This window comes from Streptomyces sp. NPDC057438 (assembly GCF_042802995.1).
In the GTDB taxonomy this organism is placed as follows: domain Bacteria; phylum Actinomycetota; class Actinomycetes; order Streptomycetales; family Streptomycetaceae; genus Streptomyces.
In genome coordinates this window covers 17,150-37,708 of record NZ_JBHVDD010000009.1, presented here as the reverse complement: position 1 = coordinate 37,708, position 20,559 = coordinate 17,150, and the positions used below count along the sequence as shown (strand labels likewise).

Sequence of the window (20,559 nt, the reverse complement as noted above, 5' to 3'; positions counted from 1 at the left end):
TGAAGGCGTTACCATCGTTGGCGCCATGCAGACGAATCCCACGTACTCCAGCCTTGTCGCGGTCGGCGACTCCTTCACCGAGGGGATGTCCGACCTCCTCCCCGACGGTTCGTACCGGGGCTGGGCGGACCTCCTCGCCGGCCGCATGGCCGCGCGGACGCCCGGCTTCCGGTACGCCAACCTCGCGGTGCGCGGAAAGCTGATCAGCCAGATCGTCGCCGAGCAGGTGGAGGTCGCGGCCGCCATGGAGGCGGACGTGATCACCCTGGTCGGCGGCCTCAACGACACGCTCCGGCCCAAGTGCGACATGGGCCGGGTGCGGGGCCTGCTGGAGGAGGCCGTGGAGCGTCTGGCCCCCTCCTGCAAGCAGCTCGTCCTGATGCGCAGCCCGGGCCGCCAGGGCCCCGTCCAGCAGCGGTTCCGGCCGCGCATGGAGGAACTGTTCGCCTGCGTCGACGAGCTGGCCGCCCGCCACGACGCCCTCGTCGTGGACCTGTATGGCGCCCCGTCGCTCACCGACCCGCGCATGTGGGACGTGGACCGGCTGCACCTGACGCCCGACGGACACCGCCGGGTCGCCGAGGCGGTCTGGCAGACGCTCGGCTACGAGGCCGAGGACCCGGAGTGGCGGACGCCGATCCCCCTGACGCCCCCGCCCGGCTGGGCCTCCCGCCAGGTGGCCCACGCCCGGTTCACCCGGCAGTACCTGCTGCCGTGGATCGCCCGCCGCCTCACGGGCCGCTCCTCGGGGGACGGCCGGTCGGGCGCCCATTTCAGCGCTGAGCTGGGCCAGGCGTTCTGGGTCACCCCCGCGGACCACACGGCCCCCGGCCCGGTGACGGGCTGGCGCCAGGTGGGGCCCTGACCAGGAGCCTTCCCCCACCTCGCCCGCGGTCGTTGTTGCGGGACGTCACGGGTGAGCTCAGACTTGTACCGGAGGAAGATCCTCCGGTACACGCGCGCCGCCATCCCTGGCGCCGGCTTTCGCCCTGACGCGCGAGGGCGTCCTCCTCGACCAGGTGCACCCGCTGCGGATCCCTTGCAGGGCCGACGACGCCGAGGGCGCGGCCGATCCCGGTGAACTCCGTCGGCGATCCCCTCAGGTGCGGCCACGCACCTCCGGCCGGAGCGAACTCACGTGTGGACGGCGGCAGTTGGTACAGGATCAGCGATGATCGGATGTCGATGAGCTCCTGCGCGGTGTGACCCCCGGGCGGAATTGCACGTCTTCCGTTCGAGACCGCATCCCGACGGCCCCCAACGGAAGGTTCCTCGATGGACAGTCAGATCGTGAAGGTGCGAATTCACCCCGCCATCGGCGTCGCCCGGGTCGGCAACAGTGTCGAAGCACCCTTCATCGGCCCGGAATCACCGGACCAGGAACCAGCGGATCCCGGCTCCTACAAGGACGGCTCCGGGGCGCTCCGCAGGCAGGCCGCACGATTCCGTGTGTACGGCTACAACGCCGCGGGGGAGGTCGTCAGGGAGCTGAAGCCGGGCGACGAGGGTGTCTCCGAGATCCAGTGGACGGTGCACCTGGCCAACAAGAAGGCCGCCTGGTACCAGTTCCATCTGGCGCTGGACATCCCCGAGGGCAAGACGCTCGCGGCGGAGCAATACGCTCTGCGCAATGCCGACGTCGTGGGCGCCGAGCGGAAGAAGCTGGTCAACGACCCCGGAAGCCGCACCGTCCGCGGCTCGAAGACCGAGACGCAGAAGTTCGACACCGGCAAGATCATGGGCAAGGCGGTGTACCTCGGCGAGATCTCCACACGTTCCGACGGCCGCCTGGTGGTGCTCGGCGGCCGGGGAAACTCCGCTTCCTACAAGAACCAGCCGATCACCGGGGTCGCCAACAACAACACCTGGTACGACGACGTGTCCGACGGCCCGGTGACGGCGAAGGTCCGTATCGACGGCAGGGATCTGACCGCCGCCCCGGCCTGGGTCGTGGTGGGGCCCCCGCACTACGCCCCCGGCGTGAAGTCCATACGCACCCTCCACGACCTGCTGTTCGACGTCTTCGTCCAGGCCGGTTCCCTGTCCCGCCCGCAGCAGATCTCGTTCACCGATCACATCGAGCCGATACTCCGCCGATTCTGCGATCTGCAGTGGGTCAACCAGGGTTTCGCGGCACAGTTCGGCTGGAACGGCCCCCATTTCTTCCTCTCGCCCGCCATGCGGACGAGGCTCGCCGATCCGTCCGACCGGAACCGGGAACTGCGCCGCCAGACGTACGCCGCCCTGCGCGACTACGACCGGGACGGAAAGTCCCCGCTGCCGTGGCCGTGGATCTACGGCGACGCCATGGCCAGCAAGCCCAAGTCCGTGCGCCAGCACCTGGCGCTGTCCCCGACCCAGGACTGGATGCTGCAGCGCTGGGCGGACGGGGCGTTCCGGGCCGGACCCGTGCGGCAGCCGCGCCCCACGGTCGACGACGCCCCTGTCGCCGAGCAGCCGGGGCTGCTGGACCGGGCGGCCCTGGAGAACTGCGCCGCCGACGCGTTCCACCCGGGGTGCGAGGTCACCTGGCCGATCAGGCACGCGAGCATGTTCAGTGAACCCTTCCGCATCCGGCACCGCGCCACCGGCACCGCGGAACCCGACTACGGGCCCACCCTCACTCCGCAGGAGGCGGTCGCCGCCAATGGCCCCCTGCACGCGCAGGGGCCCGGAGACCTCACGCGCTGGATGGCCGCCCCCTGGCAGGCGGACACCGCGAGCTGCCGCTCCGGCTACGAGGTGCTGGCCAACCTGGGGCCCCGGTACAGCCCTTATCTGCCGACCTTCTGGCCTGCCCAGGTACCCAACCATGTCCTCAAGCTGGAGGACTTCGAGAAGGTCAACACGCCGTCGACCGGGACCGACGACAGCGCCCGGGAGGAGGCGTTCGAGCGACGGGCGACCTGGCTGCGCGGCCTCAGCGGCACCATGAACCAGCAGCGCACACAGATGATCAAGGACTGGGCCAAGCTCGGCATCGTCGAGGTACGCGACTACACCGTGGGCGACGGGAAGTTCCCGGAACGGATCCTGGTGGAGTCGCGCCCGGGGCAACCGCTCGCTCAGGCACCGGACACGGCGAACCTCGTCAACCTGCACGTGCCCGAGGCGGGTCCGGACGTGTTGTCCGCGGCGGCGGGCATCCGGCCCGAGGGCGGGCCCGCCCCCGAAACCGCCGAGGCCGAGTCCGCGGCACGGGTGATCGGCGAGGCCGCCAGGGCGACCGGCTACCGCGAGGAGGAGATCACCGCCGGATATCTCGAGATACTCGACCCCTTCCGCGACGCGCGGTGAGCGCCGCACTCGCTCCCGGCACGGACACCTACGACGTCGTGGTGGCGGGCGGCGGCCCGGCAGGCTGCGCCGCCGCGCTCGTGCTCGCCCGGGCCGGCCGTACGGTTCTGCTGGCGGACGCCGGCACCGGGCCGGCCAAGGTCGGCGAGACGCTCGTGCCCGCCGGGCGGGTGCTGCTCGGCGACCTCGGCGTCGCCGACCGCGTTCTCGGCTCCGGGCATCTGCCCTGCTACGGCAGCCTCTCGGCGTGGGGCTCGGCCGACCTGCACGCCGTGGACTTCATCAACGACCCGCACGGCCATGGCTGGCACCTCGACCGGCGGTTGTTCGACCGGCGTCTGCGCGACGCCTCGCGCGCGGCGGGGGCCGAGGTCGCCGAGGGTTCGGCCGTACGCGCCACCACGCGGACGCCGGACGGCCGCTGGACCCTGGTCCTGCGCGGCGGCACCGGCCCTGCCGGTATCCGGTCCGGTGGCGAGCGTACGGTGCGCTGCCGCTGGGTGATCGACGCCACCGGCCGCGCCGCAGCGATCGCCGTCCGGTGCGGGGCCCGGCGGCGCGTCGGGGACCGGCTCACCGCTCTGTACGTGCCCCTGGAGGCGGATCCGCTGGACACCGACCGTCGTTCGCTCGTCGAGTCCGACGAGGACGGCTGGTGGTACACCGCCCCGCAGCCCTCCGGCGGGCGCCTGGTCGCCTACTTCACCGACGCCGACCTGCCCGCCGCTTCTGACACCGCGCGCCACTTCCGCCGACGGATGTCGGCCACCCGCCACCTCTCCCGATGGGTCCACCGGGACGGGCCGCCACCCACGTCACCTGCCGCGCCCCGCAGGGCCGCCGCGCACACAGCGCACCTGGACACGGTGTACGGAGACGGCTGGACCGCCGCCGGGGACGCGGCGGTCGCCTTCGACCCGCTCTCCTCCCAGGGCGTGCTGACCGCTCTCTACACCGGGCTCGGCGCGGGCCTGGCCGTCGACACCTGCCTGGGTGGCGCCCCCCACGGCGCGGACTCGGCCCTCGCCGCATACGCGGACAAGGTCGCGGCCGCACGGAGCGCGTATCTGCGCGGTCACCGTGTCATCCACGCCCAGGAGGCCCGCTGGACCGACCGCTCCTTCTGGGCGCGGCGCCTGTCCGACCGCCCCGACTCGTCCCGGCAGCCGCAGGAGGAGCCCAGCGCGTCATGAGCTGGAGGCTCCTTCCCGCCGACGCCGACCGAGCGCGGCACCTCGAAGATCATCGGGGTGCCGCGCTCGGTGGGCCGGCTCCGCACCCGGGCGCGGACCTTCCGGTGCGCCGGTTGCCGAGCGGCCCGAGTTGCTGCCGTACGAGGGCCCGCTAGCGTAGGGAGCCGCCGTACCGGGAGGCGTGTGTGACCACGACCGTGATCAATCTCAAGGGCCGCATCCGCGACTTCGGGCCCCGGCTGGAATTCGCCCCCAGCGACGTGGTGTACATCGGCCGCCGCTGGACCATGGGCCACTGGGACCTGCCGCGGCATCCGCTGTTCAACCCGTTCCAGTACGACACCGAGAAGAAGAAGCGCGACGGGACGCGGGCCGAGGTGATGGCGAAGTACCGGGACCACCTGACGTCCGACCCCGAGCTGATGGCTCTCGTACCGGAACTGCGGGGCAAGACCCTGGCCTGCTGGTGCGCGCCGGAGCCGTGCCACGGGGACGTCCTGGCGGAGCTCGCGGACGGGCGCTGAGGAGGCGAGGCCGACGGGTGCCGGTGGCGCCCGGCCACGCCTCCTGACCGCCGCGGCCGGCCTTCGTAGGTTCCTCCGAAGAGACCCGCGGCGCCCACCTGCACGAATCGCCAGTAGAATCCGTACACGTGACTTCCGCGCCAGCCAAGCCCCGCATCCCCAACGTCCTCGCCGGACGCTACGCCTCCGCCGAGCTCGCCACGCTCTGGTCGCCCGAGCAGAAGGTGAGGCTGGAGCGGCAGCTCTGGCTGGCCGTGCTGCGGGCCCAGAAGGACCTCGGTATCGAGGTGCCGGACGAGGCCCTCGCCGACTACGAGCGGGTCCTCGACACCGTCGACCTGGCCTCCATCGCCGAGCGCGAGAAGGTCACCCGGCACGACGTGAAGGCGCGGATCGAGGAGTTCAACGACCTCGCCGGGCACGAGCACGTCCACAAGGGCATGACCTCCCGCGATCTCACCGAGAACGTCGAGCAGCTGCAGATCCGGCTCTCCCTGGAGCTGGTGCGCGACCGTACGGTGGCCGTGCTGGCCCGGCTCGCCAAGCTGGCCGGTGAGTACGGCGAGCTGGTCATGGCCGGCCGCTCGCACAACGTGGCCGCGCAGGCCACCACCCTCGGCAAGCGGTTCGCGACCGCCGCCGACGAGCTGCTGGTGGCGTACGGGCGCGTCGAGGAGCTGCTCGGCCGCTACCCGCTGCGCGGCATCAAGGGCCCGGTGGGCACGGCCCAGGACATGCTGGACCTGCTGGGCGGGGACGCGGCCAAGCTGGCGGAGCTGGAGGACCGGATCGCCGGGCACCTCGGGTTCGCGCAGGCGTTCACCTCGGTCGGGCAGGTCTACCCGCGCTCGCTCGACTACGACGTCGTGACGGCTCTCGTCCAGGTCGCGGCGGCGCCCTCGTCGATCGCCAAGACGATCCGGCTGATGGCCGGGCACGAACTGGTGACCGAGGGCTTCAAGCCGGGCCAGGTCGGCTCGTCCGCGATGCCGCACAAGATGAACACCCGCTCCTGCGAGCGTGTCAACGGCCTCATGGTCATCCTGCGCGGCTACGCGTCGATGACCGGCGAGCTGGCGGGCGACCAGTGGAACGAGGGCGACGTGTCCTGCTCGGTGGTCCGCCGGGTCGCACTGCCGGACGCGTTCTTCGCGCTGGACGGCCTGCTGGAGACGTTCCTCACCGTCCTCGACGAGTTCGGTGCCTTCCCGGCCGTCGTCGCCCGCGAGCTGGACCGCTACCTGCCGTTCCTCGCCACCACCAAGGTGCTGATGGGCGCGGTGCGCGCGGGCGTCGGCCGCGAGGTCGCGCACGAGGCCATCAAGGAGAACGCCGTCGCCTCCGCGCTCGCCATGCGCGAGCAGGGCGCCGAGCGCAACGAACTCCTCGACAAGCTCGCCGCCGACGACCGCATCCCGCTGGACCGTGCCCAGTTGGACGCGCTCATGGCCGACAAGCTCTCCTTCACGGGCGCCGCCGCCGACCAGGTCGCCATCGTCGTCGGCCGGATCGAGGAGATCGTGAAGCAGCGTCCGGAGGCCGCCGGCTACACGCCCGGGGCGATCCTCTGACCCGCTACACCCAGGCCGAACTGGAGGCCGCCCGCGACCGGCTGGTGCCGGACGTCACCGCGGACGGCCTCCGGGTCCTTTTCTGCGGCATCAACCCGGGGCTGATGACGGCGGCGTCCGGCCATCACTTCGCCCGCCCCGGCAACCGCTTCTGGCCCGTGCTGCATCTGTCCGGGTTCACACCCCGCCTGCTCAAGCCGTCCGAACAGGGCGAGCTGCCTTCGTACGGGCTCGGCATCACGAACGTCGTCGCGCGGGCGACGGCACGCGCCGACGAACTGACGGCGCAGGAGTACGTCGAGGGCGGACGCCTGCTGACCGCCAAGGTGGAACGGCTCCGGCCGCGCTGGCTCGCGGTGGTCGGGGTGACCGCCTACCGGGCCGCGTTCGGCGACCGCTTGGCCGCCGTCGGGCCGCAGGAGCGGACGATCGGGACCTCGCGCGTGTGGGTGCTGCCCAATCCCAGCGGGCTGAACGCGCACTGGACGGCGGCGACGATGGCGGAGGAGTTCGGGCGGCTGCGGGTGGCGGCGGAGAGCTGACCCGCCCTGCCGAGGGCCGGCGGTCACGGCGGATCGATCTCCGTGATCAGCGCGACGAGTTGGAACGACAGCTCCTTGTCCCACTGGGACACGCCGAGGGCGACCCAGCGGCCGTCGGCCCGCCAGAGGTGCACGTCCGGGACGTGGGAACTGAGGGTCGCCCAGGGCTCGGGTATCTCCTCCCCCTCCCTCGATCGGTCGAGGACGCTCCACAGGCTGAACACATCCGGAGCGGCGCCCCAGCGGGCGCTGAGCCGCTCCGACAGGGCGTCCCGGTCCGCCTCGTACTGTTCCTCCGTCTCCTCCCGCCGCGTGCCGTCGTCGTCCCAGAAGTCGGCGCTCGTCGCTAACTCGGCGACGTGATAGCCCGGTCCGGCCTCGCCGACGTCCGACCGGCCGGGCTCCGCCGGGAAGGGCTCGGAGCACAGCCGGTGGATGACGGCGAGGTGCTGGCTGATGCTCATGCGGTCCAGTAAAGCGGGCACCACTGACAATTGGCGCGGAGTCAGGCGGCCGTGCGGCGGCGACGGCCGGTCGCCGTCACCAGGAGGGCGGGCCTGCGTACGGCCGGAGACTCGCCCCGTGCCGGCCGCTGCCCGGCAGAGGTCCGGCCGCTGCCCGGCAGAGGTCCGGTCGGGTTCCGGTCGGGTTCCGGTCGGGTTCCGGTCGGGTTCCGGTCGGGTTCCGGTCGTTGCGTGACCGCTCGGTCAGGGGTTCCCACAGCTCGCCCGGCGGGCCGGCGGTCAGGTGCCCGGCCGGGATTCCGCAGGTCGGGGGCGGCAGGCACTCGCCCGGCTCCGCCGTGGCGAGTACCATCCGGCACACACGGGCGCGAGCGGGGAGGACGGACGTTGGGGCGACTGACCGGCGGGGATCCCTCTCTGCTCCGGAGGATCAACTCGGCCGTGGTGCTGCACGCGCTGCGCGCCACCGACCATGCGACCCTCACCGAGATCACCAGGGTCACCGGACTGTCCCGACCCACGGTCGAGGGTGTGGTCGAGGGGCTCGTCGAGGCCGGGCTCGTCGTCGAGCAGGCCGCCGAGGAGGGTGCCGCCCGGCGGCAGGGGCGCCCGGCGCGGCACTACCGGTTCCGGGCCGAGGCGGGCCATCTGTTGGGCCTGGACGTGGGCTCGCACCAGGTGACCGCACTGCTCGCGGACCTCGACGGGCGGGTGCTGGGCTCCCTGTCGAAGGAGGTCTCCGAGGCGGCGTCGGCGGACGAGCGACTGGAGCGGCTGCGCTCGACCGTGGCCGAGCTGCTGCGCAGGGCCGGGGTCTCGCGCGGGTCACTGCGGGCGGTCGGTGTCGGCAGTCCGGGTGTCATCGAGGCGGACGGCGCCGTACGCCTGTGCGCGGCCCTGCCGCAGTGGACGGGCCTGAACCTGGGCGAGCGGCTGAGCCGCTCCTTCCAGTGCTCCGTGCTCGTCGAGAACGACGCCAACGCGGCGGCGGTCGCCGAGCACTGGAAGGGCGCGGCCGCCGAGTCCGACGACGTGGTGTTCGTACTGGCGGGGCTGAGTCCGGGAGCCGGTTCGCTGATCGGCGGGCGGCTGCACCGCGGCTACGGCGGCGCGGCGGGTGAGATCGGCGCGCTGCACCTGCTGGGCCGTGAGGCGACCCCGGAGGCGCTGCTGTCGACCACGGGCGAGCCCTTGCATCCGCTCGACGAGCAGGCGGTCGCCGAGGTCTTCTGCCGCGCGCGCGAGGGCGACGTGCGCGCCCGCGAGGCCGTCGACCGCTTCATACAGCGGCTCGTGCACGACGTGACGGCCCTCGTCCTCGCCCTCGACCCCGAACTCGTCGTCGTCGGCGGCTGGGCGACCGGCATCGACGACGTCCTCGACCCCCTGCGCGACGAGCTGGCCCGCTACTGTCTGCGCCCGCCCCGCGTCGCCCTCTCCCGGCTGGGCGAGACGGCCGTCGCCATGGGCGCGCTCCGGCTCGCCCTGGACCATGTCGAGGAACAGCTGTTCGCGGTGGAGGGCACGGTGACGGCGCGGCGCTGAGCCGGTGCCGTCGGCGGCACCGGTCCGGTGGTGCCGTGGGTCCGCGGGTCACGCCCGCGACGGGCCGACGGCACGGGAACGCCGCGCCCCGGAGTCCGGGGCGCGGCGGGTACGGCTCGAAGGGGCGGCCGACGGCGTCAGGACGCGCGGCGCTCCGGGCCGTGGTGGATCTCGACGCCGCCCGAGTCGCCGAAGGTCAGTCGGCAGGTGTCGGCACGGTAGGTGGCCAGGGAGACGGCCGCCGTGCGTCCCTCCGCGTGGAAGCGGGTGGTGACGACGAGGACGGGCGCGCCCGGCAGCCGGTCCAGCTCCTTGGCGTCGTCCGCTCGGGCGGAACCCAGCTCCACCGAGCGGCCCTGCCCCTCCAGCTCCAGACGCTGCAGCTCGCGCAGCACGGCACGCGCGCGTGCGGCGCCCGAGGGCGCGTCGATGGCGGAGAGGGCGGGCACCGAGGCCGCGGGGATGTACAGCAGCTCGGCGGCGACGGGCTGGCCGTGCGACACACGGGAGCGGCGTACGACGTGCACCTGCTCGCCGTGCACGCTCTCCAGGATCTCGGCGACCGCGGCGGGCGGTGTGGCGGACGTACAGTCCACCGCCTGCCAGGTGTCACCGGCCGTGCCCGGCCAGGCGTGCTGATCGGTGCCGACCGCGACGCCCACGCGCGGAGGCGCCACAGTGGTGCCGACGCCGCGTCGGCGCTGCAGTCGGCCCTCCAGTTCGAGCTGCTCCAGCGCCTGGCGGAGCGTGGCACGGGCCACCCCGAAGCGGGCCGCGAGATCACGTTCGTTGGGCAGGATCTCTCCCACCGAGAACTCGGAGTCCAATGCCTCACTGAGCACGGTTTTCAGATGCCAGTACTTCGGTTCCGGCACCGTTTCGAGCTGCTGGGTCCCCACCCTGTCCTCCGCTGCTTCGCCGTGGCCCGGCGGCGTTTTTAGCGCCCTTGTTTATTAAAGGTTGTTGCACTTTCTTGCGACCATAGGCCCGCCCCCACCCTTGGTCAAGACCAATCATCGGCCGCCCGGGGGTCCGGTCGGCCGGACGGCGGCAGTGTTCGTCGAGGCTTCGCGGCAGGACGGCGAACCGGGCCGGGAAGCGGTGAGGAGAGGCGGAGCGCGAACCGCCCCTCTCCCGCCGCCGCAGACCTACTGCTCCACCGTCAGGGACCTCAGCTTCTCCGGGTTCCGCACGATGTAGACGCACTGGACGCGCCCGTCGGCGACATCGAGTTGGAACACGCTGTCGACCTTGCCGCCGGACAGGAAGACCACCGCGAAACCGCCGTTGACCTCCACGAAGCGGAACGACGCGTCCACGAGCCCCTTTCCGGCCGCGCCGTGCACGAACCGTCCCACCTTGTCGGCGGTTTCGAGGACACGCACCGGGGCCTTGCCGAGCCCGCCGCCGTCGCCCACCAGGCGCACGTCGGGAGCCAGCAACGACATCAGTCCGTCCAGGTCACCGCCGGCCGCCGCGGCGAGGAACCGCTCGGTCAGCTCCCGGCGTTCGGCCGGATCCACCTCGTAGCGCGGACGCCGCTCGTCGACGTGTCTGCGGGCGCGCCCGGCCAGCTGGCGCACGGCGGGCTCGGCACGGTCGATCATGGCCGCGATCTCGGCGTACGGGTAGCCGAAGGCCTCGCGGAGCACGAACACCGCGCGTTCCAGGGGTGAGAGGGACTCCATGACGACGAGGACGGCGAGCGAGACGGTGTCGGCGAGAACGGCACGCTCGGCGGTGTCCTCCACGGTCGCCCCGTAGTCGGTGACGTAGGGCTCGGGCAGCCAGGGGCCGGGGTATGCCTCGTTGCGGGACTGGACCTGGCGCAGCCGGTCGATGGAGAGCCGGGTCGTGACGCGGACCAGATAGCCGCGCGGTTCGCGCACCTCGGACCGGTCGGCGCCGGACCAGCGCAGCCAGACCTCCTGGACCACGTCCTCCGCGTCGGCGACCCGGCCGAGCATGCGGTAGGCGACTCCCATGAGGACGGAGCGGTGCTCTTCGAAGACGTCGGTCGCGATATCGGTGGTCACCGCTCCATCCCATCCCGGGGGACGCGGGCCTGTCCAGGCGATTCCGGGCCCGCTCGCGGGCTTGTTACCCACAGGGACTACCCGCCGGTAGCAGTTGCTGACAAGCTGTCTATGAACGTCGTACGCCAGCGCGCCCACTCCCAGACGAGGAGCTGCACCATGTCCGCCGCCACGGTCTCCTTCCAGGTCCCCTCCCCGCTCGGCCCGCGGCCCGTGACGGTCTCCTACACGCGCGAGGGCACCGGCGAGCCGCTGCTCCTGCTGCACGGAATCGGCCATCACCGGCAGGCGTGGGACCCGGTGACGCACATCCTGGCCGCCGAACGCGAGGTCATCACCGTGGACCTCCCCGGCTTCGGCGAGTCCCCCGCGCTGCCGGACGGCCTCACCTACGACCTGCCCACGACGTCGGCCGTGTTCGGCGCCTTCTGCGAGGCCCTGGAGCTCGACCGCCCCCACGTGGCGGGGAACTCCCTCGGCGGCCTGCTGGCCCTGGAACTGGGCCGCGACAAGCTCGTGCGGTCCGTCACCGCCCTCTCCCCGGCCGGCTTCTGGAACGAGGCCGAGCGGCGGTACGCGTTCGGCATCCTGCTCACCATGCGGCACATCGCACGGCGGATGCCCCTGTCCCTGGTCGAACGGCTGTCCCGTTCGGCGGCCGGCCGCACCGCTCTGACGAGCACCATCTACGCCCGTCCGGGCCGCCGTTCACCCGAGGCGGTGGTCGCCGAGACCCTCGCGCTGGCGGGTGCGACGGGGTTCGACGACACCCTGCGGGCCGGCGGCAGCGTCCTGTTCACCGACGACGTCCCCGGCATCCCGATCACCGTGGCCTGGGGCACTCGGGACTGGCTGCTCGTCCCCCGCCAGGGCGTGCGCGCCAAGCGGACCATCCCCGGCGCCCGCCTGGTCCGCCTCCCCGGCTGCGGCCACTGCCCCATGAACGACGACCCGGCCCTGGTCGCCCGCGTGATCCTCGACGGCAGCCGCTGATCCGACGGCACCCGCTGACCAGTTGCGGGGCCGACGCCCCCCGGACCCGGGCGACCGACGGCCCCACACCCACACCCACCGACGGACCCGTCCCTCGGCCGTCTGCGCGTGTCACCGCTTCCCCAGGCGTCCGGCCAGTTGTTCACTTGTCGTTTGCGTGTGCGCTGCGGCGTACGCGTAGTTGTGGCTGTGCACATTGGCCGGATCCGTCACTGGAGGCGCTTCATGTCACACCGTCCGCCGAGTCCCCTGCCCGGTCGCCGCAGCGTGCTGCGCGGCTCGCTCGCCGCGTCGGCCACGCTGGCGCTGCCCGGGTCCGTCGCGCTCGGTTCGGTGCCGGCGCTGGCCCTGTCGGGGCGGCCGACGGCCGGCTGGGGGGTGCAGGCCGGGGACGTGACCGCGCACTCCGGTCTGGTGTGGGTGCGGTCGGACCGGCCGGCCCGGATGATCGTCGAGACGTCCGCCACCGAGTCGTTCCGCAACCCGCGCAGATGGCACGGCCCCCTGCTGGACGCCGGCACGGACTTCACCGGTACGACGCGCCTGCGGGGCCTGCCCTCGGGCGAGCAGATCCACTACCGGGTGCTGCTCGCCGACCCTGACGACCCGCGCCGCACCGGGGAGCCGGTCACCGGGACGTTCCGTACGACGTCCCTGAAGCGGCGCTCCGGGGCACGGTTCGTGTGGTCGGGCGACCTGGCGGGGCAGGGCTGGGGCATCAACCCGGACCGTGGCGGCTACCGCATCTTCGACGCGATGGGCGCGCTGGACCCGGACTTCTTCCTGTGCAGCGGCGACAACATCTACGCCGACGGCCCGATCGCGGCGACGGCGGCACTCCCGGGCGGCGGCACCTGGCGCAACATCACCACCGAGGAGAAGTCCAAGGTCGCGGAAACACTCGCCGAGTTCCGGGGCAACTTCCGCTACAACCTGCTGGACGAGAACCTCAAGCGGTTCAACGCGCAGGTCCCGTCGATCGTGCAGTGGGACGACCACGAGGTCGTCAACAACTGGTACCCGGGCGAGATCCTCACCGACGCCCGGTACACCGAGAAGAGCGTGGACGTGCTGGCGGCACGGGCGCGGCGGGCCTTCAGCGAGTACTTCCCGATCTCCACGCTGCGGCCGGGCGCCCGGGAGGGCCGTGTGCACCGCGTGCTGCGGCACGGCCCCCTGCTGGACGTGTTCGTGCTGGACATGCGGACGTACCGCAACGCCAACTCGCCCGGCACACAGGCAACCGACGCGGTGGGCATCCTCGGCGCCGAGCAGTTGGACTGGCTCAAGCGGGAGCTGTCGAAGTCGCGGGCGGTGTGGAAGGTGATCGCCTCCGACATGCCGCTCGGCCTGGTCGTACCGGACACCGGCGACGGCAGGCCGAACATCGAGGCCGTCGCGCAGGGCGACCCGGGTGCGCCGCTCGGGCGGGAGCTGCAGATCGCCGAGCTGCTGAGGTTCGTCAAGCACCGCAGGATCACGGGCACGGTGTGGCTCACGGCCGACGTGCACTACACCTCGGCGCAGCACTACCAGCCGGCGCGGGCCGCCTTCACCGACTTCGAGCCGTTCTGGGAGTTCGTCTCGGGCCCGCTCAACGCCGGCGCCTTCCCGGCGAACGCGCTCGACAACACCTTCGGCCCCGAACGGGTGTTCATGAAGGCGCCGACGACGGCGAACGTCTCACCGGCGGGCGGCTACCAGTTCTTCGGCGAGGTCGACATCGACGGCCACAGCGGCGAGCTGACGGTACGACTGCGGGAACAGGACGGGACCGTGCTCTACACGAAGGTGCTCCAGCCGGGTCTCGTCGGGCAGTGACCCGCGTGCCGTAGATCTCCGCTGCCGCCCGACCGTCGACCTGTGACCACTGCGGTCACTATGGCCATCGCTTCCGACAGCTTCAGTCATACAAAATGCAATAAAAGGAGCGGAACGACGCTTTTACCGGTCAGTCACAAAGCGTTCGTGATCACGCAACACGATTCGTTCACAGTGGCCACATGACTCCTGACATCTCTGATGAGACGCGGGCGCGCGACAGCCGCCCGTCGCACCACCGCCTGCGGTCCCTCACCGCCGGGTTCCGCAGCTGGTGGGAACGGCGCCACGGGCACGCGCCGCCCACGAGCGATACCGACGCCCGGCCGCCGCTCAGCGAGGGGCAGCAGGCCGGGCCGTCCGAGACAGGCGTCCGGGCGGGCACGGGTGCGGGCACGGGTTCGACTTTGATGTGGCGGTTGCGGACGACGGTACGGGACGCGCCGGGATCGCTGGCCGTGCTGTGCACGGCTCTGGCGGAGCACGGGATCGACATTCTCAGCCTGCAGACGCATCCGCTGACCGAGGGCACGGTGGACGAGTTCCTGCTCCGGGCGCCCGAGGAACTGTCGGCCACCGAGATCGGCCGGGCCGTGTCGGCGGCGGGCGGCACCGGGACCTGGATGGAGCGCGGCGACGCCCACGACCTGGTGGACGCGCCGACCCGGATCCTCGGCCTGGCCACGCGTACGGCACTGGACGCGGCGGAACTCCCGCTCGCGCTCAGGGAGTTGCTGGGGCGCTGCACGATCCGCTCGCTGCCCGCGACCGCTCCCGGCTCGTGCCGGGAGCAGGAGAGCGCCCCGCTCGAAGGGGTCTTGGAGGAGACGGTGATGCGGCTGCGGGCGCCGGAGGGTGGGGTGATCGTGGTGGAGCGGCCCTATCTGCCGTTCACGCCGACGGAGTTCGCGCGGGCGAGGGCCCTGGTGGAGCTGGACGCGCGGCTGGGGCCACGGATCCCGCGCGACCGGGACGTGCTGACACTGCCCGAGGGCAACGACATCATGGTCGGACGCGCCGACGCCGGGGATCTGCGGGCGGCGAAGGAGATGCACGAGCGGTGCTCTCCGCGCACGCTGGGCATGCGGTACCACGGACCGGTGGGTGACGCCGACCGGTATCTCCGGCACCTGCTCAGTCCCCGCTTCGGGCGGACGCTCGCGGCACGGACGACGTCCGGCCGTCTCGTCGGACTCGGGCACCTCCTCTGGGACGGTGACGAGACGGAGATCGCGCTGCTCGTCGAGGACGACTGGCAGCGGCGCGGGATCGGCGGCGAACTGCTGCGCCGACTGGTGGACATGGCGGCCGAGTCTGGCTGCGAGAACGTGTACGTGGTGACGCAGTCGTCCAACACGGGGATGGTCGCGGCGATGCGAGGGCTCGGACTGCCGATCGATTACCAGATCGAGGAGGGGACGCTGGTGATCACCGCGCGGCTGGACGAGGTGCGGGTGGTGGGGGCCGCGGAGGGGCGCCGAAGGGGTTGAGGAGGAGGTCGAGTGCCGGTGTGTGGCGGGGACCGGTCGGATGGCTCTCCGCGCCCGAACTGCTGACCGGCACGATCGGGCCGGTCCCTGCTTCCCGCACCCGATACACCGAACCCCGCACGCGGTAGCCCGTAAGCCGATCGCCGCACCCGCACCCGCACCCGCACCCGCACCCGCACAGGATCGAACCAGGGACCGGGGGCTTGGGGCGCCCCCCGGCGGCCCAAGCCCGTCCCGGTCGGCCCGGATCGAGCGGATGTTCCAGTCGCTCGGTCCGGGGCGACCGCGAGCGGCCCGAGCCGCCCGGAACTCAGGGACTCAAGACACTCAGGCCCGCCCCACCGACAGCTCGGCCCCCTCCTCCAGGACCCGCTCCCCCGCGGTCCGCTCCCCCAGGGCCTCGTCCAGGTCCGCCCACAGGTCGTCCACGTCCTCCAGGCCCACCGACATCCGCAGCAGCCGGTCGCTCACCCCGGCACCCCGGCGGTCCGACTCCTCCACGATGCGGTGGCTGATCGAGGCCGGGTGCTGGATGAGGGAGTCCACGCTGCCGAGACTCACCGCCGGAGTGATGAGCCGCACGGCGGCGATGACCTCGTGGGGGTCGCCGTGGACCTCGAACGCGATCATGGCGCCACCGATGCGCGGATAGTGGACACGGGCGACCCTCGGATCGGCGGCGAGACGGCGGACGAGTTCCGCGGCGGTCGCCGAGGCCGCGCGCACGCGGACGGGGAGGGTCGACAGGCCCCGCAGCAGGAGGTAGCCGGCGAGCGGGTGGAGGACGCCTCCGGTGGCGAAACGGATCTGCCGCAGCCGCCCGGCGAACTCCTCGTCACAGGCCACGATCCCGGCCATGACGTCACCGTGACCGCCGAGGTACTTGGTGGCGCTGTGCAGCACGAGCCGGGCACCCTGCTCGACGGGGCGCTGCAGGACGGGCGTGGCGAAGGTGTTGTCCGCGAGCAGCGGTACCGAGCCGCATGCGTGGGCGAGGCCCCGCAGGTCGAGTTCGGCGAGGGTGGGGTTGGCCGGTGACTCGACCAGCACAAGACCCGTGTCGGGCCGCAGCGCGTCCGTGACACCGGCCGGATCGACCCAGGTGACCTCGGTGCCGAGCAGCCCGGCGGTGAGGAGATGGTCGCTGCAGCCGTACAGGGGGCGTACGGCGACCACATGGCGCAGGCCCATCGAGGCGCGGACGAGGAGTACGGCGCTCAGGGCGGCCATGCCGCTGGCGAAGGCGACCGCGCTCTCGGTGCCTTCGAGACGGGCGAGGGCGGTCTCGAAGCGGGCGACGGTCGGGTTGCCGAGCCGCCCGTAGACGGGCGGCCCCTCCGGCTCGGCGCCGTCCGTGGCGAATGCGTCGATGCGGGCGGCCTCGCCCCGGCTGTCGTACGAGGGGTAGGTCGTCGACAGGTCGATGGGAGGGGCGTGCAGGCCCAGGCGCGCGAGGTCGTCGCGGCCGGCGTGCACGGCCTCGGTGGCCAGTGCTCTCGGCGTGGTGCGTGCGTGATCGTACGCGTGCGTGCTCGCTGAGTTCATGACATGAGGGTGAACATCGGACGGGCTGAGGCGACGAAGCGCCGTGTTACGTTCGGACAATGGCCGAATCCGTCGCACTCGATCCGGTGGACCTGCATCTTCTGCGTCTCCTGCAGAACGACGCCCGGACGACGTACCGGGATCTCGCCGCGCAGGTCGGGGTCGCGCCCTCGACCTGCCTGGACCGGGTGACGCGGCTGCGCCGTGCGGGCGTGATCCTCGGTCATCAGCTGCGACTGGATCCGGCCAAGCTGGGGCGCGGTCTGGAGGCGCTGTTGTCGGTGCAGGTCAGACCGCATCGGCGGGAGCTGGTGGGGCCGTTCGTGGAGCGGGTCAGGGCGCTGCCGGAGTCGCGGACCGTGTACCACCTCACCGGACCGGACGACTATCTGGTGCATGTGGCGGTCAGGGACATGGCGGATCTGCAGCGGCTGGTGCTGGACGGGTTCACGTCACGGCCCGAGGTGGCACGCGTGGAGACCCGGTTGATCTTCCAGCAGTGGGAGTGCGGCCCCCTGCTGCCGCCGGACGGGGAACGAATCCGGCCGACGTAAGGCTCTGGCACCCGTCAAGCGGCTGACGCCGCCCCCGTCGGCGTACCAAGATTGTCCGTATGTCTGACACCAAGAGCCCGCTGCCCCGTGCGGTCGCCGACGCGTTCGTCGACGACCTCGTCGCCCTCGACCCCGTGACCGGTACGTACCTGGGCGTGAAGGAGAGTTCCAGCAGGCTGCCGGACACCTCGCCGGCCGGCCAGGAGGCCCGCGCGGAGCTGATCCGGACGACGCTGGCGCGACTGGACGAGGCGGAGCGCCGACCGGGCGCGGACAGCGACGCGGAGCGCCGGTGCGCACGCCTGCTGCGCGAGCGGCTGTCGGCGGAGCTGGCCGTGCACGAGGCCGACGAGGGCCTGCGCGCGGTCGGCAACATGGTCACGCCGCCCCACGAGGTACGGGAGGTCTTCACCATCACCCCGGCGGAGACCGAGGAGGACTGGGCCGCGATCGCGGAGCGGCTGCGCGCGGTGCCGACGGCGTACGCCGGCTATCGCGAGTCCCTCGCGCTCGGCCTGGAGCGGAAGCTGTACGCGGGCCCGCGTCCGACCGCGACCTTCATCGGCCAGCTCACCGAGTGGGCGGACACGGACGGTTCGGGACGCGGCTGGTTCGAGGAGTTCGCCGCCGCGGGCCCGGAGTCGCTGCGCGCCGAGCTGGACGAGGCCGCCCGCGGGGCGACCCGGGCCGTCGTGGAGCTGCGGGACTGGATGCGTGACGTGTACGCCCCGGAGGTCGAGGACGCGCCGAACACGGTCGGCCGGGAGCGCTACGGCAGGCTGGTGCGCTACTTCACGGGTTCGGACCTGGACCTCGACGAGGCGTACGCGTACGGCTGGGCCGAGTTCCACCGGCTGCTCGGCGAGATGCGGCAGGAGGCCGCGAAGATCCTGCCCGGCGCCTCGACGCCGTGGGTGGCGCTCGCACACCTGGACGAGCACGGCCGGCACATCGAGGGCGTCGACGAGGTCCGCGCCTGGCTGCAGTCCCTGATGGACGAGGCGATCGAGGCACTGGACGGGACGCACTTCGACCTCGCCGAGCCGGTCCGCAGGGTGGAGTCCTGCATCGCCCCGCCCGGCGGCGCGGCGGCCCCTTACTACTCGGCGCCGACCGAGGACTTCTCCCGTCCCGGCCGCACCTGGCTGCCGACGATGGGCGCGACCCGCTTCCCGGTGTACGACCTGGTCTCCACCTGGTACCACGAGGGCGTCCCCGGCCATCACCTCCAGCTGGCGCAGTGGGTCTACGTCAAGGACGACCTGTCCCGCTACCAGGCCACGATCGGCGGGGTGAGCGCCAACGCCGAGGGCTGGGCGCTGTACGCGGAGCGGCTGATGGACGAGTTGGGCTTCCTCAAGGACGCGGAGGAGCGGCTGGGTTACCTGGACGCGCAGATGATGCGCGCGGCCCGTGTCATCGTCGACATCGGTATGCACCTGGAGCTGGAGATCCCGGCGGACTCCCCCTTCCACCCGGGCGAGCGCTGGACCGTCGAGCTGGCCCAGGAGTTCTTCGGCGCCCACAGCAGCCGCCCCGCGGACTTCGTGGAGAGCGAGCTGACCCGCTATCTGACGATGCCGGGGCAGGCCATCGGCTACAAGCTCGGCGAACGCGCCTGGCTCCTCGGCCGGGAGAACGCCAGGCGCCGCCACGGCGACGCGTTCGACGCCAAGGCCTGGCACATGGCCGCACTGTCCCAGGGGTCCCTGGGCCTGGACGATCTGGTGGACGAGCTGTCCCGGCTGTGATCCGGGCCGGCCGGGCCCGTCACCCGCGACCGGGCCCGGCCGCCGCTCCGGTTCCACCGCCGCCCGCTCCCCCGGCACCGGCACCGTTCTCGTGGGCCCCGCCGCGGCCGGTCCGGCGCGGGTCGGCCGGGTTCAGCCCGTCAGCGGTCTGAGCCGGACGAGACCGAGCCAGGTCCGCGGGCCCGTCGCGACACGGGCCGCGCGCACCCCGTAGCGGCCGGGGGCCAGCTCCACCCGTACATGGTCCCGCCCACGGAAGGCGTCCCCCGGGCAGGCGGCGTCGAACAGGACGACCGGACCCGGCACCCGCCACCGCGCCTCCGGCTCCCAGTCGGCCGCGTCGAGCGCGGCCGGGACGTCCGCGAGGAGCCCGGCCCCCGAGTCGGCGGCGTACCGGCGCACGAAGGTGCCGTGCTCGGGCAGATACGTGGTGGCGGCGGGCTCACGTCCCAGGACCAGGGCGCGGGTGTCGCCGACCGGCAGCAGGCCGATGTGTCCGTCGAGGTCACAGGCCCGGTCGTAGTCGGACGACGTCTCGTCGCCGTCGGCGCCCGCCCAGAACGGCAGCACCGCTTCCGGCAGCGCTATGAGCGGTCCGCCGCCCGACTCCACCCACCGCACCGCACCGGGGGCCACCGCCGTATCCGTGTATCGCGCCATGCCCAGAAGCTACACGGCGCCCGTACGAGGGAACTGACCGCCCCGGCAGGCTTGTTGACAACCTGTCAGCAGCCGCAGTCGGCGGTGTCCACCGGAGCGGTCAGCGGGTCGGCCGCGCGCCGCGTCCCGCCCTCCCAGGTCTCGTAGGCGAAGCCCTCGCGCGCCCAGTACTCGAAGCCGCCGAGCATCTCCTTGACCTGGAAGCCGAGTTCGGCGAGGGCGAGGGCGGCACGGGTGGCGCCGTTGCAGCCGGGGCCCCAGCAGTAGGTGACGACCGGCACGGACCTGTCGAGGAGCAGCTCGGCCTGTGCCGGGACGAGCGCGGTGGGCAGGTGGACCGCGCCCGGGATGTGGCCCTGGTCCCAGGACTCGGTGGAGCGGGAGTCGAGGAGCACGAAGCCGGGGTCGCCGTCGGCGGCGAGGGCGGCGGCCACGTCCGACGCGTCGGCGTGGAAGACCAGACTGGCCCGGAAGTACGCGGCCGCCTCGGCGGGGGCCGCCGGGGCGACCCTCAGGACGGGGTTGACGGCGGACGTGCTGACACTCATGGACCGGCCTCTCCCTCGCGGAGCC

Annotated in this window: 18 protein-coding genes; 12 read left to right on the top strand and 6 right to left on the bottom strand. The window is 72.5% G+C overall.

Translation table 11 applies throughout. The annotated features are described in order from the left end of the window. The first annotated feature begins 25 nt into the window (after positions 1–25). The 6 genes from ACFU5F_RS08020 (at position 26) to mug (ending at position 7,127) form a co-directional block, all read left to right on the top strand. A complete protein-coding gene (locus tag ACFU5F_RS08020) occupies positions 26–865 on the top strand; it encodes an SGNH/GDSL hydrolase family protein (protein ID WP_383883589.1) in 840 nt (279 codons plus the stop codon). A gap of 410 nt (positions 866–1,275) precedes the next feature. Then, on the top strand, positions 1,276–3,297 hold the full coding sequence (locus ACFU5F_RS08015) for a LodA/GoxA family CTQ-dependent oxidase (RefSeq protein WP_383883587.1): 2,022 nt from the start codon (positions 1,276–1,278) through the stop codon (positions 3,295–3,297). Further along, on the top strand, positions 3,294–4,490 hold the full coding sequence (locus tag ACFU5F_RS08010) for an NAD(P)/FAD-dependent oxidoreductase (RefSeq protein WP_383883584.1): 1,197 nt from the start codon (positions 3,294–3,296) through the stop codon (positions 4,488–4,490). The genes ACFU5F_RS08015 and ACFU5F_RS08010 overlap by 4 nt, the downstream gene beginning before the upstream one ends. A gap of 185 nt (positions 4,491–4,675) precedes the next feature. Beyond that, positions 4,676–5,014, top strand: a complete 339-nt coding sequence (locus tag ACFU5F_RS08005; RefSeq protein WP_383883581.1) for a DUF4326 domain-containing protein — start codon at positions 4,676–4,678, stop codon at positions 5,012–5,014. A gap of 128 nt (positions 5,015–5,142) precedes the next feature. Beyond that, positions 5,143–6,585: an adenylosuccinate lyase gene (purB, locus tag ACFU5F_RS08000; protein ID WP_383883579.1), complete on the top strand. Its 1,443-nt coding sequence runs from the start codon at positions 5,143–5,145 to the stop codon at positions 6,583–6,585. A gap of 44 nt (positions 6,586–6,629) precedes the next feature. Further along, entirely contained in the window at positions 6,630–7,127 is a 498-nt protein-coding gene (gene mug / locus ACFU5F_RS07995) for a G/U mismatch-specific DNA glycosylase (RefSeq protein WP_383883576.1), read from the top strand. Positions 7,128–7,150: 23 nt separating this feature from the next. On the opposite strand, the gene ACFU5F_RS07990 is transcribed toward mug, so the two are convergent. Continuing rightward, a complete protein-coding gene (locus ACFU5F_RS07990; RefSeq protein ID WP_383883574.1) occupies positions 7,151–7,591 on the bottom strand; it encodes a hypothetical protein in 441 nt (146 codons plus the stop codon). A gap of 387 nt (positions 7,592–7,978) precedes the next feature. Here ACFU5F_RS07990 and ACFU5F_RS07985 point away from each other — a divergent pair, with 387 nt between their 5' ends. Next, the gene (locus ACFU5F_RS07985; RefSeq protein ID WP_383883571.1) at positions 7,979–9,136 is read left to right on the top strand and encodes an ROK family protein; all 1,158 of its coding nucleotides are present in this window, start codon (positions 7,979–7,981) and stop codon (positions 9,134–9,136) included. A gap of 137 nt (positions 9,137–9,273) precedes the next feature. Here the strand turns inward: ACFU5F_RS07985 and ACFU5F_RS07980 are convergent, their stop codons facing one another. Together ACFU5F_RS07980 and ACFU5F_RS07975 are read right to left on the bottom strand one after the other, a co-directional pair. After that, positions 9,274–10,035, bottom strand: coding sequence for a GntR family transcriptional regulator (locus ACFU5F_RS07980; RefSeq protein WP_383883568.1), 762 nt, complete (start codon positions 10,033–10,035; stop codon positions 9,274–9,276). Between the two features lie 249 nt (positions 10,036–10,284). Next, positions 10,285–11,172: an RNA polymerase sigma-70 factor gene (locus tag ACFU5F_RS07975; protein WP_383883565.1), complete on the bottom strand. Its 888-nt coding sequence runs from the start codon at positions 11,170–11,172 to the stop codon at positions 10,285–10,287. 159 nt (positions 11,173–11,331) lie between these two features. On the opposite strand from ACFU5F_RS07975, the gene ACFU5F_RS07970 reads away from it, so the two are divergent. The 3 genes from ACFU5F_RS07970 (at position 11,332) to ACFU5F_RS07960 (ending at position 15,476) form a co-directional block, all read left to right on the top strand. Next, positions 11,332–12,165 (top strand): alpha/beta fold hydrolase, encoded by an 834-nt coding sequence (locus tag ACFU5F_RS07970; protein ID WP_383883562.1) that lies wholly within the window; start codon positions 11,332–11,334, stop codon positions 12,163–12,165. Between the two features lie 225 nt (positions 12,166–12,390). Continuing rightward, positions 12,391–13,986 carry an alkaline phosphatase D family protein gene (locus ACFU5F_RS07965; protein WP_383883559.1) on the top strand — a complete coding sequence of 532 codons (1,596 nt, stop codon included), beginning with the start codon at positions 12,391–12,393 and terminating at the stop codon, positions 13,984–13,986. Positions 13,987–14,168: 182 nt separating this feature from the next. After that, a complete protein-coding gene (locus tag ACFU5F_RS07960) occupies positions 14,169–15,476 on the top strand; it encodes a GNAT family N-acetyltransferase (RefSeq protein ID WP_383883557.1) in 1,308 nt (435 codons plus the stop codon). 327 nt (positions 15,477–15,803) lie between these two features. Here ACFU5F_RS07960 and ACFU5F_RS07955 read toward each other — a convergent pair whose 3' ends face one another. After that, a complete protein-coding gene (locus ACFU5F_RS07955) occupies positions 15,804–17,021 on the bottom strand; it encodes a trans-sulfuration enzyme family protein (RefSeq protein WP_383883554.1) in 1,218 nt (405 codons plus the stop codon). Positions 17,022–17,080: 59 nt separating this feature from the next. Here ACFU5F_RS07955 and ACFU5F_RS07950 point away from each other — a divergent pair, with 59 nt between their 5' ends. Together ACFU5F_RS07950 and ACFU5F_RS07945 are read left to right on the top strand one after the other, a co-directional pair. After that, entirely contained in the window at positions 17,081–17,575 is a 495-nt protein-coding gene (locus ACFU5F_RS07950) for an Lrp/AsnC family transcriptional regulator (protein WP_383883552.1), read from the top strand. 59 nt (positions 17,576–17,634) lie between these two features. After that, positions 17,635–19,326 carry a DUF885 domain-containing protein gene (locus ACFU5F_RS07945; RefSeq protein ID WP_383883549.1) on the top strand — a complete coding sequence of 564 codons (1,692 nt, stop codon included), beginning with the start codon at positions 17,635–17,637 and terminating at the stop codon, positions 19,324–19,326. A gap of 132 nt (positions 19,327–19,458) precedes the next feature. Here the strand turns inward: ACFU5F_RS07945 and ACFU5F_RS07940 are convergent, their stop codons facing one another. Continuing rightward, complete coding sequence (locus ACFU5F_RS07940; RefSeq protein WP_383883546.1) at positions 19,459–19,986, bottom strand: immunity 21 family protein; 528 nt, start codon at positions 19,984–19,986, stop codon at positions 19,459–19,461. A gap of 65 nt (positions 19,987–20,051) precedes the next feature. Further along, positions 20,052–20,534, bottom strand: coding sequence for a rhodanese-like domain-containing protein (locus ACFU5F_RS07935; protein ID WP_383883542.1), 483 nt, complete (start codon positions 20,532–20,534; stop codon positions 20,052–20,054). Positions 20,535–20,559: the final 25 nt, after the last annotated feature.